The organism is Hydrogenophaga sp. 5NK40-0174, assembly GCF_040372165.1.
GTDB lineage: Bacteria > Pseudomonadota > Gammaproteobacteria > Burkholderiales > Burkholderiaceae_C > Hydrogenophaga.
Genome location: NZ_BAABWG010000001.1, coordinates 508,518 through 521,294 on the forward strand (window position 1 = coordinate 508,518; position 12,777 = coordinate 521,294).

At 53.3% G+C, this 12,777-nt stretch carries 16 protein-coding genes; 15 read left to right on the plus strand and 1 reads right to left on the minus strand.

Annotated features, from left to right (window positions below):
* Positions 1-99: 99 nt before the first annotated feature.
* Positions 100-921, minus strand: a complete 822-nt coding sequence (aroE, locus tag ABWV89_RS02315) for a shikimate dehydrogenase (RefSeq protein ID WP_353393812.1) — start codon at positions 919-921, stop codon at positions 100-102.
* Between the two features lie 233 nt (positions 922-1,154).
* On the opposite strand from aroE, the gene ABWV89_RS02320 reads away from it, so the two are divergent.
* From ABWV89_RS02320 to ABWV89_RS02390, 15 genes are all read left to right on the plus strand, one after another.
* Positions 1,155-1,853, plus strand: coding sequence for a DsbA family oxidoreductase (locus ABWV89_RS02320; RefSeq protein ID WP_353393814.1), 699 nt, complete (start codon positions 1,155-1,157; stop codon positions 1,851-1,853).
* Between the two features lie 106 nt (positions 1,854-1,959).
* On the plus strand, positions 1,960-2,841 hold the full coding sequence (locus ABWV89_RS02325) for an alpha/beta hydrolase (RefSeq protein ID WP_353393816.1): 882 nt from the start codon (positions 1,960-1,962) through the stop codon (positions 2,839-2,841).
* A 93-nt stretch (positions 2,842-2,934) separates the two neighbouring features.
* Positions 2,935-3,495: a DUF4124 domain-containing protein gene (locus ABWV89_RS02330; protein WP_353393818.1), complete on the plus strand. Its 561-nt coding sequence runs from the start codon at positions 2,935-2,937 to the stop codon at positions 3,493-3,495.
* A 255-nt stretch (positions 3,496-3,750) separates the two neighbouring features.
* Entirely contained in the window at positions 3,751-4,179 is a 429-nt protein-coding gene (locus ABWV89_RS02335) for an RDD family protein (protein WP_353393820.1), read from the plus strand.
* Positions 4,180-4,325: 146 nt separating this feature from the next.
* Complete coding sequence (locus ABWV89_RS02340) at positions 4,326-4,781, plus strand: NUDIX domain-containing protein (protein ID WP_353393822.1); 456 nt, start codon at positions 4,326-4,328, stop codon at positions 4,779-4,781.
* A 28-nt stretch (positions 4,782-4,809) separates the two neighbouring features.
* Positions 4,810-5,247 carry a ribosomal protein L7/L12 gene (locus ABWV89_RS02345; protein ID WP_353393824.1) on the plus strand — a complete coding sequence of 146 codons (438 nt, stop codon included), beginning with the start codon at positions 4,810-4,812 and terminating at the stop codon, positions 5,245-5,247.
* Positions 5,248-5,750: 503 nt separating this feature from the next.
* A complete protein-coding gene (locus ABWV89_RS02350) occupies positions 5,751-6,701 on the plus strand; it encodes a hypothetical protein (protein WP_353393825.1) in 951 nt (316 codons plus the stop codon).
* A gap of 110 nt (positions 6,702-6,811) precedes the next feature.
* Positions 6,812-8,083, plus strand: a complete 1,272-nt coding sequence (locus ABWV89_RS02355) for an AAA family ATPase (RefSeq protein WP_353393827.1) — start codon at positions 6,812-6,814, stop codon at positions 8,081-8,083.
* Positions 8,076-8,915 carry a DUF4435 domain-containing protein gene (locus ABWV89_RS02360; protein WP_353393829.1) on the plus strand — a complete coding sequence of 280 codons (840 nt, stop codon included), beginning with the start codon at positions 8,076-8,078 and terminating at the stop codon, positions 8,913-8,915. The genes ABWV89_RS02355 and ABWV89_RS02360 overlap by 8 nt, the downstream gene beginning before the upstream one ends.
* 128 nt (positions 8,916-9,043) lie before the next feature.
* Positions 9,044-9,514 (plus strand): DUF6985 domain-containing protein, encoded by a 471-nt coding sequence (locus tag ABWV89_RS02365; protein ID WP_353393831.1) that lies wholly within the window; start codon positions 9,044-9,046, stop codon positions 9,512-9,514.
* A gap of 53 nt (positions 9,515-9,567) precedes the next feature.
* Complete coding sequence (locus ABWV89_RS02370) at positions 9,568-9,972, plus strand: hypothetical protein (RefSeq protein WP_353393833.1); 405 nt, start codon at positions 9,568-9,570, stop codon at positions 9,970-9,972.
* Between the two features lie 89 nt (positions 9,973-10,061).
* Positions 10,062-10,619 (plus strand): hypothetical protein, encoded by a 558-nt coding sequence (locus ABWV89_RS02375; RefSeq protein ID WP_353393835.1) that lies wholly within the window; start codon positions 10,062-10,064, stop codon positions 10,617-10,619.
* A 56-nt stretch (positions 10,620-10,675) separates the two neighbouring features.
* Positions 10,676-11,278 carry a hypothetical protein gene (locus ABWV89_RS02380; protein WP_353393836.1) on the plus strand — a complete coding sequence of 201 codons (603 nt, stop codon included), beginning with the start codon at positions 10,676-10,678 and terminating at the stop codon, positions 11,276-11,278.
* Positions 11,279-11,832: 554 nt separating this feature from the next.
* Positions 11,833-12,231, plus strand: coding sequence for a hypothetical protein (locus ABWV89_RS02385; protein WP_353393838.1), 399 nt, complete (start codon positions 11,833-11,835; stop codon positions 12,229-12,231).
* Positions 12,232-12,295: 64 nt separating this feature from the next.
* Complete coding sequence (locus tag ABWV89_RS02390; RefSeq protein WP_353393840.1) at positions 12,296-12,751, plus strand: DUF4262 domain-containing protein; 456 nt, start codon at positions 12,296-12,298, stop codon at positions 12,749-12,751.
* The last annotated feature ends 26 nt before the right edge of the window (positions 12,752-12,777 follow it).

A 12,777-nucleotide genomic window follows, 5' to 3' on the forward strand; every position in this document is an offset into this window, starting at 1 on the left:
CACCCGCACCCGGCTGGCTTTGGCCAGCCCGTTTCCAAGGTATTTGGCATGGGCGCAGGCGCCCATGCTTTTTTTTTGGGGGGGCGTGGAGTGGTTGCCTCAGACCAGCGGTACGGTCAGTGCCTTGATCACGCCTGCCGTATCGGGCCTGACGCCACGCCACCAGGCAAACGCCTCAGCGGCCTGTTCGACCAGCATGCCCACACCATCGGCCACGGCGGTCACGCCGGCGGCCTGTGCTTGCCGCAGGAAAGACGTGAGGCCCTTGCCGTACACCAGCTCGTAGGCCAGCGCATCGCTGGCAAAAACGCCCGGGGGCAGCGGCAGCGCGTCCTGGCCCAGGCCGGTGGAGGTGGCGTTGAGGATCACGTCGAAGGACTCACCTTGCAAGTCCTCGTATCCGCAGCCCGACAGTTGGGTGCGATCAGAGAACTCTTTGGCCAGCGCCGCAGCCTTGGCCGACGTGCGATTGGCGATCACGAGCGATGCGGGCGATTGTGCTGCGATGGGCAGGATGGCACCTCGTGTGGCGCCACCAGCGCCGCAGATCAATACGCGCTTGCTCTGAAGTGATACGCCAAGGTTGTGCTGGATGTCGTTGACCAGCCCGATGCCGTCGAAGTTCTCGGCCAGGATGCGGTCGCCTTCAAACTTCAACGCGTTAGCGGCCCCCGCGAGGCGCGCGGACTCTTGTGGATCGGTCGCCAACTCAAACGCCTGCACCTTGAACGGCAAGGTCACGTTGACGCCTTTGCCACCTTCAGCAATGAACTGCGTCACTGTGCTGCGAAACCCGTCCAGCGGAGCCTCCATGGCGACATAGCTCATGTCCTGCCCCGTGGCGGCAGCGAAAGCGGCGTGAATATGTGGAGACTTGCTGTGGCCAATGGGGTGGCCGATGACGGCGTAACGGTCAATCATTTGTCGAGGGGCTGTGCTGGAGAGGTGGCGAGATCAGGGACAGGCAATTGCCTGCGTCACCACGGTGGTGACAGGCGGGCTTTCGCTGCCTCATCGAAGCCGGCCATTGCGTTTTCACACCACGAGGTCGGTGCCCGCCTATTGTCCTTGATCTGTGCCCTTATCCCCACAATGAAAAGGAACATGAGGAATTTTCTATCGCGTCCACTGTGATGCCGCTACTATCGCGCCTTATGAGTCTCGGCAGTACCACTTCATCAGCGCCTGGCAATATTCGCGTCGATTTCATCTCTGACGTGACGTGTCCATGGTGCGCCATCGGGCTTGCGTCCTTCGAGGAAGCGCTGCGTTCCGTTGGTGGGTCGGTCCAGGTGGACTTGCGTTTCCAGCCGTTTGAGTTGAACCCGGACATGGGGCCGGAGGGGCAAGATGTCTCCGAGTATCTTGGCGAGAAATACGGCAGCACCCAGGAAGAGCAGGCGCAGGTGCACGAGTCCATCCGCCAGCGCGGCGCCGAAGTGGGGTTCCAGTTTGCCCCAGGCGGTCGAGGCCGTGTGTGGAATACCTTTGACGCCCACCGCCTGATCTACTGGGCCGGGGCCGAGGCCCGCTCCGGACAGCAATTGATGCTCAAGCGATCGCTCATGGAGGGTTACCATGGTCGTGGCGAGAGTCCTGCAGACAGGTCCGTGTTGCTCAAGGCGGTTGTCCATGCCGGATTGAGCGAGCGACGAGCGGGCGAAGTGCTCGACAGTGACGAATTTGCGCACAGCGTGCGTGAACGCGAAAACTTTTACGCGGCCAATGGCATACGGTCGGTTCCCTCTGTTGTGCTCAACGGTCGATATCTGGTCACGGGGGGACAACCACCCTCGGTCTTTGAGCAAATGCTCAGGCAATTGCAACAGGAGCTGGAGGCACCCAGGGCTTGATGTGAAGGCGCTGCGAGTGGCTGGCCTTCAGCAGTGCGCCATCGATGCAGTGCGTCCAGGTCGATTTCTCGGCGGAGTCCTTGTCCGCTGAACAGGAGGCAAACCCATGAGTGTGGGCATGACGCTCATTGGCTGGTACCTGCGTTACAGCCGCAAACCCATATGGAGCAACGCGTCCAGATTCCTGGCCAACGAGGCCGGACCGAAGGCGAATCCCGAGCCGCCTGAAACACTGACCAGGGTCCACGAAATCACGAAGCGCACCATTGCAGGCTTCGTGACCTATACCGTCAAGCCTCGGCAGCCTTCAGGTGTGATTCGCGCAGTGATGTACCTGCACGGCGGTGGCTACGTCAATGAAATCGCGCCGCAGCACTGGGCGCTGATAGGCCGCATGGCCGATGCAGGGCTCACGGTCGAGGTGCCCATTTACGGACTGATGCCCACCTGTACCTGGGCCGATGCATACCGCTTCGTGCCAGCCGTCTACCAGGAGATGCTGCGGCGGCACGGTGAAGGCAATGTGATCCTGGCGGGCGATTCCGCCGGTGGAGGCCTGGCGCTCGGGCTCACCAGCGTGTTGCCCGATCTGAAAATGCCTGCGCCGCACTCACTGATGCTCATCTCGCCCTGGCTGGACGTGACCTGCAGCAACCCGGAGATCCATGCTGTCGAGCCCAGGGACCCCTGGCTGGGGCTGGTCGGTGCCCGGATCGCAGGAGAGCACTGGTCAAGAGATGGCGACCCGCTTGACCCGCGCATCAGTCCATTGCACATGGACATCAGTCGATTGCCTCCCACCACCATTTATTGCGGCACCCACGACATCGTCTATCCGGATATCCGGTTGTTCCGGGGGCGTAGCCCGAAGGTCGATCTCATCACCTGCGATGGTGCCTGCCATGTCTACCCACTCTTGCCAGTGCCTGAGGGAAAGCAGGCTGCGCAAGAAATCGTGGAGCAACTGACCAAGGCTGCGCGGGCCTGAAACCAGGGCCTTTGTTAGAGTGTTGTTCTGAAAGGGTATGGTGCCGAGCGGTCCAGTGCCGGCCCGGCCATGAATTCTGGGGAGAACAACTCTATGGGCGATCGATCGACAGCCTTGCAACTGCCAACTCTGGCCTTCGCGGCCTTCTTCTTTTGGTTCATCGGGGCCGGGGATGCGGCCGCCATCAACCGGTGCGAAGGCCCGGGCGGGCGTGTCACGTTCCAGGACGGGCCGTGTGAAGGCAAGGGTCGCCAGATCACCGTGCGGCCATCACGGGGCAAGGTCAAAGAGCCGGAGCCGCTTGGCGCTGCGTCTGCTCCGAGCGCCAAGCCTGCAGACGACAGCGGTGACCCGGGCATGAGCCGTGCCGAGCGGATCAACGCGAGTGTCGAGGAGAGCCAGCGCCAGCGGCGTCTGGACAACCTGAAAGGCCGCCTGATTCCCCGCGAGGAAAAGCTCATGAGGGGGCTCGAGCAAACCTGCGACAGAGAGCACGCGAAACTGCAAAAGCTGCGCGAGAAAGACCCCACCAACGAAATCCATATTGCAGACCAGCTGACCCTGGCCCACCGTTGCAACACCAAACAGCGTGGGCACCTCAAACGCATCGAGAAGCTCAAGGAAGAGTGCAAGAGCCTGTTTGGCGACTGCTGAAAAGTTTGTTGTGCGCCACCGTTCGTTGTCTGCAACGCTGCAACAGCACCACCTCTTTGGGATAGACGCTGACACACTCCACTTGTAAGCTCTCGGTACGTTTAATTACCGCCGGTGTCTGCCGGTATCACCTTTCAAGGCAAGGAAGACAAAGTGGAAAACGACCAGCACCCTCAAAACTCCGCAGACAGCTCTGCGGCAAACCCAGCCACTGCTTCCGGGGCCACTCATGAGAGCGCCCAGGACCCGATCGAGATGGAGCCTGACCTGGCCAGCCGCGGCAACCGGTTTCTGGCGGCGCTTGTCGATGGGCTGATCATGCTGGCCGTGCTGATTCCCGTCATGTTCCTCACCGGTGGATTCGGCGGCGGCTCGTCCATGGGCTACTCGTTCATGATGACCCTGGTGAGCATCGTCATCTTTGTGCTCATCAACGGCAAGTCACTGGCCGCCAACGGGCAGACCGTTGGCAAAAAGGTCATGAACATCAAGATCGTGGCTGAGAGCGGTGCACCCGCTGACGTCAAGGAGCATTTGCTCAAGCGCTATGGCTTTGCTTGGGTGCTCGGGCTCATTCCATGGATCGGTGGGCTTTTGGGGCTGGTCAATATCCTGCTCATCTTCGGCGACAAGCGTCAGTGCGGGCACGACATGGTGGCCAAGACCATCGTCGTCAACGCCTGAGCAGCCAACGAACCAGGCCGTGAGGCGTCGGCCTGGTTGGCCCGGCTTGTCGTGCGTGTTTCGATGCAACGGCAAGGCGTTGTATGAGATGAGGGCAGGGCGAGCCGTTTACCTTGTTGCAACCTTGGCGTGAGACTGTATTGAAGATGAAACATCGGATATCTGCTGGCGCTCTGGTTGAAGAGCATGGGCGGCTTCTGCTGGTTCGCCACCGGCGCCCAAAGGTCTATGATTTCTGGGTCGCGCCCGGGGGTGGCGTCAAAGGCACGGAGACGCTTGCCGCTGCGGCCGAGCGGGAGGTGCGAGAGGAGACCGGTCTTTCCGTGGTGGCCCAGAAACTGGTGTACGTCGAGGAGTTCTTCAACCCCGAAACCCGGTACTGCAAGTTCTGGTTTGTCGCCCGTCTCGCCGGCGGTGAGCTTTCAGTCGACAACCCTGAAGCCGCGGCCGAGCAAATTGTTGACGCAGCCTGGCACACAGAAGAACAGGTGCGCAGTCTTCAAGTCTTCCCCGCCGTGCTTCACGGGCGTTTCTGGAAAGACCGCGCGGCCGGCTTTCCTTGCTTGGAACACCTGGGGCAACGCGAGATGGCGTTCTGGTGAGCGCTGCACAAGCATCGCTGCGCGGCCTATGCCATCCACACACCCACCCGTCCCACCCGAAGTGAAAGCGGCGCTCGACCGCGGGAACAAGATCGAGGCGATCAAGCTTCTGCGAGAAGCCACCGGGCTGGGCCTGAAAGAGGCCAAAGATGCGGTTGACCAGATCGAAGCCGGCGGCGAGTTGTGCATGAACATACCCATACCGCAGAAGGCTTTCACGGGCGAAGGCAGCGACGACATCAGCCGCCTGCTTCAGCAAGGCAAAACCATCCAGGCCATCCGCCTGTATCGCGAGCAGAAAGGCGTCAGCCTGAAAGCAGCCAAAGCGGCTGTGGAGGCCATGCAGGCGAGCCAGGGTCACCACACGAGCTCAGGCCTGGCGCCCGGCGAGGTCAAACGCTCGTCGGGCCTCCTGTGGTTGTGGTTGGCCTTGGGCATCATCGCGGCTGTCTACTTCTTCTCGTGACGGAAGGCTCGTGGTTGCGGCGCTTTTGGCATGCCTGGCCAAGCTTGGCGCCGAGCTCGTGAAGTCTCCTCGCGCCGGCACAACAGATGAGGCGGGGAAAAGTGGACGGTAGCTTGGTCTGGCTGTAAGCTGCAATGTATTCGGCATTGCATTCATCCACCTCGGAAGACGATGAAGAAAAAAAATGTGAAGAGGTGTGGTGAGTGGCGCTGTTCTGTTCTGCTGATCAGCCACCGAACCGGCCCGGGAGGAGCCAGTCGGGTTTGTCGATTTTGTTATACCTGAACAAGTGCACATGAATATGCGCTACAGGATTGATTTTAAACGATATTTTCGAACCTTGCATGACTTTGTTTAACGGCAAGCATTGTGGGTATCCGGCGTTTTGCCGTTTAAATCAAAGTTGGGCATCTTGAGCCATGTCGCTAGGGGATCTACATAACCCAAAGGCAGCAGCCGATCTAATCGCGAATTTTCGCAAGCGATTCAGCACGAAGGTGTGCATGGCACCGCAGACAGACCATGCAGGAGGTATCGTCTCTGCACATACGCTTTCTAGTCAGGCGGTCCTGCGAAAGCTCAGTGTGGACGGCCATGTTTATGCACCGAATCACTCCGGGCGTTTCTCACCCGATGCACACCCAATTGAAATCAAACGCTCGGGCCTTCGTGATGTCTCTGTGTTCAACGGCTTTTGCGCCAAACATGATGCGGAGCTTTTCAGTTGTATTGAGAACGAACCTTTCCGTTTCCGCCGAGAGCAGTGCTTCATGCTTGCGTATCGCGCAACTGCACGCGAGTGCTACCTCAAACGGAAACAATATGAGTCACTCCCGGCCCCCGAGGAAATTCAGGCAATACACGGCATCGACGAACAACTAACTTACAGCGAATACACGCTCGTCTTTCAAGCCGCCTCCCTTCGGGGCGCCGAGGAAGTCGAAGGGTTCAAGGCGAAACTTGATGGATACCTCGTTCAGAAGGCATGGGATCGTTTGGTTACATATGCCGTGCTCTTCCCACAAACACCGAATGTTGTAGCGAGCTTCGCGTTTCAACCGTTTCATGACATGAACGGAATTCAGTTGCAGGACTACGAAGACCTGAGCGCTGATATGAGCCAGCTTGTGGTTAATCTGCTTCCTCTAGAACAAGGGGGAGCAGCAATATTTTCGTGGCTCGACTCTGCGAACTCGGCTCCCCGTCGATTCTTCGAATCAGTGGTCAGTAGTGACAATTTGACGTCATCCGTAATCCACGCGGTGATCGATAACAGCGAGAACTTTGCGTTTGCACCCGTGTGGTACGAAGCACTTTCCGAAGAAATCAAAGCCTATCTGTTCTCACGCATCATGCTTCTCGAAGCGAGCATTGCCTATTCGAATCAGAGTCGTCCAGACTCCTCGGCTCCCTTTCTCGATCATTGGGGTATCGGTAGTGTCGCCCAGTTCTGACGCCCGATGCCCAACCCATCATTCCACCGGACCTGCGCGAAAAGCCGCGCAGGTCGGTGAATTGAGACGTTAAGTGAGTCAAATCAAGAATTCGTATAAGGATAAATAGTATGTACAAGATTCAGAGTGTCAATATCGATGGATTTTGGCATAGATGTAATGCTTCCTGTGAGTTTAATGACGAAGTGAATATCGTCATAGGTAAAAACGGAACGGGGAAAACTACATTTATGAACATACTACATTCAGTTTTGGTTGTTGATCTGGATGGATTGGGAACGAATGACTTTGACTCCGTAGAGATTCAGCTCGCGAAGGGAGGTAAGAAAAGGACTATTAAGGCACGAAAAGTAGATGATGATAATTTTCCTTTTCTATTCATTGAATACCAAGTTTCTCAAAGAAAGTACAAAATACGGATATTGCCTTCTGGAGATATGCGCATGTCCTTAAATATTCGCCGACATATACAAGAAGAATCCGTCAAGGTCAGAAAAATCTTAGATGAGATTGTAAGTGTTTCTTCCCTCTCTGTTTATAGGCTCAGAAATGATGATGAGTATGAGGTTCGCGATAGACATGGCTCTAGAGTTGTTTCACCAGTAGATTTTCGTCTTGGTGAAGTCCTACGAGGATTAACTCATTATCAGTTGGCGTTATCACAAAAAGCTAGGGAAATATCTTCACGCCTCCAAAAGGATGTGCTGGCCTCAATTTTGTACGGCGAAGAGGATGCTAAACAATCTGGTTATACTTTGGAGTTTGAAAAAGAGAAGGAAAAAACAAATCTTATCTCTGCATACACGCAGTTAAATGCAATTGATTCAGAAATAAGAAAAAAAATTACTTTTCATGTTAACTCAATTGATAAAGCGCTTTCAGAGATAAAACATAGTTTCGAGAATAAAGATGATGCTGAACCCGTTGCTGATGCATTTAGATCATTAGAAGCACTTAGAAAGTCGAGAAAAATTGTAGAAATGTCTCTGCTTTCCGAGAGGCAAGTTAAAGATATATATTCTCAAATAAATCTATTTCTTAATATCGTAAAGTCTTTTATTAAAGACAAAGAGTTTGCTTTCGAATCAGGTGATTTGATTATATCGAATCAGCAGGGATCTATACCTCACTCTCGTCTGTCATCAGGAGAAAAACAGCTTTTAATCTTGTTAACTGAAGCTCTATTGCAAAATCAGAGCCCACATATATACCTTGCAGACGAACCAGAAATATCACTGCATATTGAGTGGCAGAGAATGGTAATTCCAGCAATAAGAAAGCTGAATCCAAATGCTCAAGTAATTGCTGCCACTCACTCACCAGAAGTGGCAGCGAATTATGGAGACTGCTTGCTAAATATGGAGGAAATCATTAGTGAGTAGTCTCGAATATTCTAATGCAGCGAAGAATATACTAAATCGATTCTATAGTGTCGAAGTAATGCTTTATGTCGAAGGTGATGACGATATTCCTTTTTGGGAATATATGTTTTCTAAATTCTCTGAGCATCAGGTAAAAGTTCAGCAAGTTGGTGGAAAGAAAAACTTAGAAAAATACGCGGACGATGTGTTTTCCAATAGGGTGAATGCCCTGATTGCTATGGATTCTGACCTTTCAATATTTGAAGATGAGATCGCTCATCCAAACATCATAAAGACCTACGGTTACTCTATTGAAAATACTCTAATATTTGAGGAAACGATTCAAGGAGTTATCCGAGCAATTGGAAGGCTATCTCGTAAATCAATCACAATTGATGAATGTAGAGAATGGCTTGATAAAATTAATGTGGCGATTTTGCCATTGCTGATTGGTGCAATTAAGAATGAAAAAGATTCATCTGGCGTGTCTGTATATGGTGACAATGCCTGTAAGTTTCTAAAAGGACAAAAAACTCCGGAGCTGTGTTCCAATAAAATATCTAGCCATCTTGAGCGTATTGGATTCGATATTCTTGACGACAAGGCGCGGGAAATAGAAGCCGATATTCTTAGTAAGATAGATAGACCTATTTATCTGCTCAACGGACATTTTCTTTTTTCGGCATTATTATCTTTTGTTTCAAACACGATTAGAAAGATTAGAAGCAAGGTCAGTATCTCTAATGAGTCTTTGTTTGGATCACTTCTTCTCGCATTCGAATCAGCATTCGGGGAGGATCACCCCCACTATGCTCATTATAGAAATTGCATTAGCGGTGTGAGTATCACTTAACAAGTGGGTGCATGGGAAGCCACTACGTTGCGCTATTTTCTGCGTTTGCTTCGCAAATTATCGCAAAAAATAGCTCCACTCCATGTCTCCCATGACCCAGGCGTTAAACATCGTCATAGGGAGTATTCATGTTTGGCTTGTTCAAGCCAGAGCCATTTGCCGATGACGCTCTTGGCTCCTTCAAGAAAAGCGGAAGTTACTGGATTGGTGCGGTTGACCTTGCGCCTCACGGGGCTATGGAGCTGCGCCTTGCAGGTGACCGAAAGGGTCCGTATGCTTCGGCCCTTGCTCTTGCCCAAGAACTGCCAACTCGCTACGCGTCTCACATCAATCAGATTGAGGCCGCGCTTTACGATCACTTCTTAGCCGTAGCCGAAGCTAATGCCCGGGGTGACCTTGGGGCGCTAGAGGAGCCGTTTCCAGAAATATCCGAGGCTAGGGAAGTCTGGCAACATGTCTTCCCTTCACACGTAGCAATAGAGCCGTTGCAGGGCATCTCCACCGTTGAGATCGCATACCGAGTAGGATGGGATGAAGAACACACATTGGGTGTGCGCCTGCAAAATTGGCAGTTTATTGAGCTATGCGGCAGCGTCTGAATCCAATGTTTAACAAATCGACGCAGGATGAACGGCCTTAGTCGTTAGCCACCATGAAAACCTTTCGAATTAGCCTTGCATTATTTTTACTATGGCTGCTAGCAGGCTGTAGCGAAATTGACCCAGTCGAAATTAAGGAGGGCACTGTTGGATTTTATCGCAAAAGCGATGGCACTGTTATTGCCAAAACAAAGTCTGCCGCTCTATCAAAGCAGCAAATTCAGTTTGTGCAAGGCTGGCTTAACGACAATAGAAAAGACTGGTCATCTCATATCCCAATGGCCACATATCTTCCACTCTGGTGTATGTCGATTAGCACCATAAATGAAAAGCCTTTTGATCTTTGTCGCATCGGAGACCGACTTGTCTTGCGCGGGCCGGGAAAAGAAATTGAACACCCACTCTCAGAGAGTGACAGCTTGGCCTTTTCGCAAAATATCGACGCCGCTGGTGGCTAGCGTTGTGGTCAATCCATTGCGACCTGTGGCATCCACTGGACGTCCCGCAAGCGGGCCGCCTTTTACCTGCAACGTAAGGTGCTAAATGTATGAAAAGCACTAATCTGAAAATGTTCGAAGGAAAGCTAACGAAGGTTAGGCTTGAGAGAAAGTATCCGTCCGGCATTTATTCTAATGGTTTTGTTCATTTTGTTGGTAACGAAAGCATAATTTTGCAGCAGTATCACGATTTCTATTGCGAAGGTTATTGTGTTTTAAGGGTTGAAGATATTATTGGCCTTCGCTCAAGTGAATATGAGCGATTTTTTGAAAAAATGTTTAAAGATGAAGACCTATTGTCTAAAGTTTCCGCGCCGAGCATCCCTCCCGTCGATAGCTTGATGGATCTATTGGAGTACTTTAAGGACAATGAAACTAATATTGTCGTAGAGTGTGAATTTGAGGGCGAAGAGGAAGATGTCTTTTCTTGCGGGAAGGTATCAGGGATAGAAAATGAAATAATATGGATAAAGGAGTTTAATGCGCTTGGTGAATGGGAGGATGAAGAGGTAGGCGTTGAACTGGAAAGCGTAACAAAACTCCAGTTTGATACACCTTATATAAATGTATTTGCTAAGCACTTGCCAGATATTAAAAAAAGCACATAACATGGCGCTCTAGCCGACCGCTCAAAGCGGTGGCTGAGTTTAAAAATTGGTTCGCAATGGCACGCATCGCAGTTTCAATAGACGGGGTGACGCTGGTTGCAATCTCCTGTGACGGATTTGATGTGGTTTCTGTTGGGATCGGCGGCACCAGAGTGGATCAAGAATTTGCCACTGTGCATGTGTCAAGCTCTCGATACCCAGGTAATGGCGAATCCACATATTTGATTTGGACCGAAGAAGTGCTAAGCCCAGGACAAACAGTGACTGTCACCTTCGCCGAAGCTGGACCGACTCTCGGAACTGGAAAGACCATCGACGAACTTCATCCTGGTGGTGCTGGCAGTGAGGAATCGAACACGGAAGTCGATTTCAAGCTCTCACCAGCCGTGATGCAGGAATTGCGTGCGAAACCCAAGGTTCGCTCATCTTGGCGCTTTGCGTTGTGCGGTCCCGACGACAGTCGCCATAAGAGCCAGACGACGGATGCCGAACACGGCTTCGGATTCAACGTACTTTGGAATGTTCATCGACCTGATCGAGCTAGCTTTTCGCTCCACAGCTACGATTTGGATAGTCTTGAACAACGAACGCCCATGCGAGATCATGTACGGGGTAAGCTTGAATACGGAAAGGCGGTAGAGCTTGTCGTTGCTGACTAACATGTTGCTCGTCGTGGACACGCAGCCACAGGATGCCGCTTCACGGCGCGGGCTGCGCGCCGCATAGAGCCAACATTGGGTTCCTCATTCATGAACTCCACATTCCACTTCACCTTTCAATATGACTGGCGGACAGCGCCGCAGGCATTCTGGGTGCATGTGCCTGTTCCGGGAACCTCAGGACTCTGCGAGGCGCCCGCCCCGAATCGAGTGCCCCGCAAAGGCTACCTCGTTCTGCATGTGCAGTTTGATGAGTACGAACTTCAGTTCAGTGACCCCGCGCAACTCGACCACTTTATCGAGGTGCTCTCATCCAAACCGCTCCCAACCTCTCGGCAGCTGTCTTCTCGCCGTGGCCTTCCGGTTGGACCTAATGGCCATTGGTTAAGCCGCCTTCCTGCCAAGCTGAAGGCACCACGGAAGCGCCTCCAGCTAGGCCACGCCTTGACATCGGCGCGCGTAGAGTTCCCACGACCGTGGCCCAACGATTTGCTCCCAGGGGTGCTGCGCGATAAAGCCACGCAGCACCCCTGACGCCTGGACGTTAGTTTTCAATGTTGTCCCCGACTACGCTCGCTTTGCTTGAAGAGCTGCAGGCGCTTTCACACGCCGCGTATTCAGAGGGCGGCTTGTTGTACACGTATGTTGAGGCGGCAAGCCAAGCTCACTTCCGTTTTCCCCGCGATGGCAGCCGTTCGCTATGCGACAATCAACTCCGAGAGTTGGGACGTTTTCTTCAGTCGTCGCAGGGGAGCTACGCCGCATTGGCCCCGGCTCCTTCGTTTGAGCGACTTGCCCATCAACTTTTGGCGCAGTTGAAGGCCGATCTCAATTTCGAAGAAGCGTCGTGGTTGATGGATGACGGCGGCCACAACATGGACGGCACGTTAAAGATGGCAAGAAGGTCGGACAACCGCTACTTCGCATTGGAGCTAATGTGTTCGATCGACTGAAAACCAACTTTTTGCTGCAGCGGACGGCTTCGCCGCTTGCTGAGCGCCGACGGATAGCGGACTGATGGAAGAGTACGAGCGCAACATCCTCAATCACATCGATGTACATGGGTGCAGTGTCACCTCTGTCTTTGATCCGGATGAGAAGGAGCCCCCCTTCTCGTACTCCATTGGTGTGGCCAAATCGTCCGGCGCTCCCGAGGTCATTGTCCTTGGCCTCAACTCCAAGCTGTCGCACTGGATGGTCAATGAGTACAACCGCCGGTGCCAAGCGGGTGAGAGGTTTCAACTGGGTGTGCCGTATCTCGGCTTCCTGGACGGGTTTTCGATCCAATTTGGTCAAGTCGCACGTGAGCATCGCGCTGAGTACATGCGTTCCGCTTGCTGGCTTCACGGCGGGCCAGACTTTGACGCGGTCCAACTGGTCTGGCCAAGCACGTCCGGTGTGTGGCCATGGGACGCCGAGGCCTCAGACTGGTTCCGCAGTAACCAACCTTTGCTAGCGGGCGAGGCGGCGTGACGCCCGCTGACAATTCGCATATGAAC

What these genes read in the sequence shown, in the direction of transcription:
- ABWV89_RS02320 (WP_353393814.1), top strand. Translation starts at nt 1,155, where the DNA reads ATGAGTCTCGGCAGTACCACTTCATCAGCGCCTGGCAATATTCGCGTC.
- ABWV89_RS02375 (WP_353393835.1), top strand. Translation starts at nt 10,062, where the DNA reads ATGAAAAGCACTAATCTGAAAATGTTCGAAGGAAAGCTAACGAAGGTT.
- ABWV89_RS02380 (WP_353393836.1), top strand. Translation starts at nt 10,676, where the DNA reads ATGGCACGCATCGCAGTTTCAATAGACGGGGTGACGCTGGTTGCAATC.
- ABWV89_RS02370 (WP_353393833.1), top strand. Translation starts at nt 9,568, where the DNA reads ATGAAAACCTTTCGAATTAGCCTTGCATTATTTTTACTATGGCTGCTA.
- ABWV89_RS02330 (WP_353393818.1), top strand. Translation starts at nt 2,935, where the DNA reads ATGGGCGATCGATCGACAGCCTTGCAACTGCCAACTCTGGCCTTCGCG.
- ABWV89_RS02355 (WP_353393827.1), top strand. Translation starts at nt 6,812, where the DNA reads ATGTACAAGATTCAGAGTGTCAATATCGATGGATTTTGGCATAGATGT.
- ABWV89_RS02365 (WP_353393831.1), top strand. Translation starts at nt 9,044, where the DNA reads ATGTTTGGCTTGTTCAAGCCAGAGCCATTTGCCGATGACGCTCTTGGC.
- aroE (WP_353393812.1), bottom strand. Translation starts at nt 921, where the DNA reads ATGATTGACCGTTACGCCGTCATCGGCCACCCCATTGGCCACAGCAAG.
- ABWV89_RS02350 (WP_353393825.1), top strand. Translation starts at nt 5,751, where the DNA reads ATGGCACCGCAGACAGACCATGCAGGAGGTATCGTCTCTGCACATACG.
- ABWV89_RS02325 (WP_353393816.1), top strand. Translation starts at nt 1,960, where the DNA reads ATGAGTGTGGGCATGACGCTCATTGGCTGGTACCTGCGTTACAGCCGC.
- ABWV89_RS02345 (WP_353393824.1), top strand. Translation starts at nt 4,810, where the DNA reads ATGCCATCCACACACCCACCCGTCCCACCCGAAGTGAAAGCGGCGCTC.
- ABWV89_RS02390 (WP_353393840.1), top strand. Translation starts at nt 12,296, where the DNA reads ATGGAAGAGTACGAGCGCAACATCCTCAATCACATCGATGTACATGGG.
- ABWV89_RS02340 (WP_353393822.1), top strand. Translation starts at nt 4,326, where the DNA reads ATGAAACATCGGATATCTGCTGGCGCTCTGGTTGAAGAGCATGGGCGG.
- ABWV89_RS02385 (WP_353393838.1), top strand. Translation starts at nt 11,833, where the DNA reads ATGTTGTCCCCGACTACGCTCGCTTTGCTTGAAGAGCTGCAGGCGCTT.
- ABWV89_RS02335 (WP_353393820.1), top strand. Translation starts at nt 3,751, where the DNA reads ATGGAGCCTGACCTGGCCAGCCGCGGCAACCGGTTTCTGGCGGCGCTT.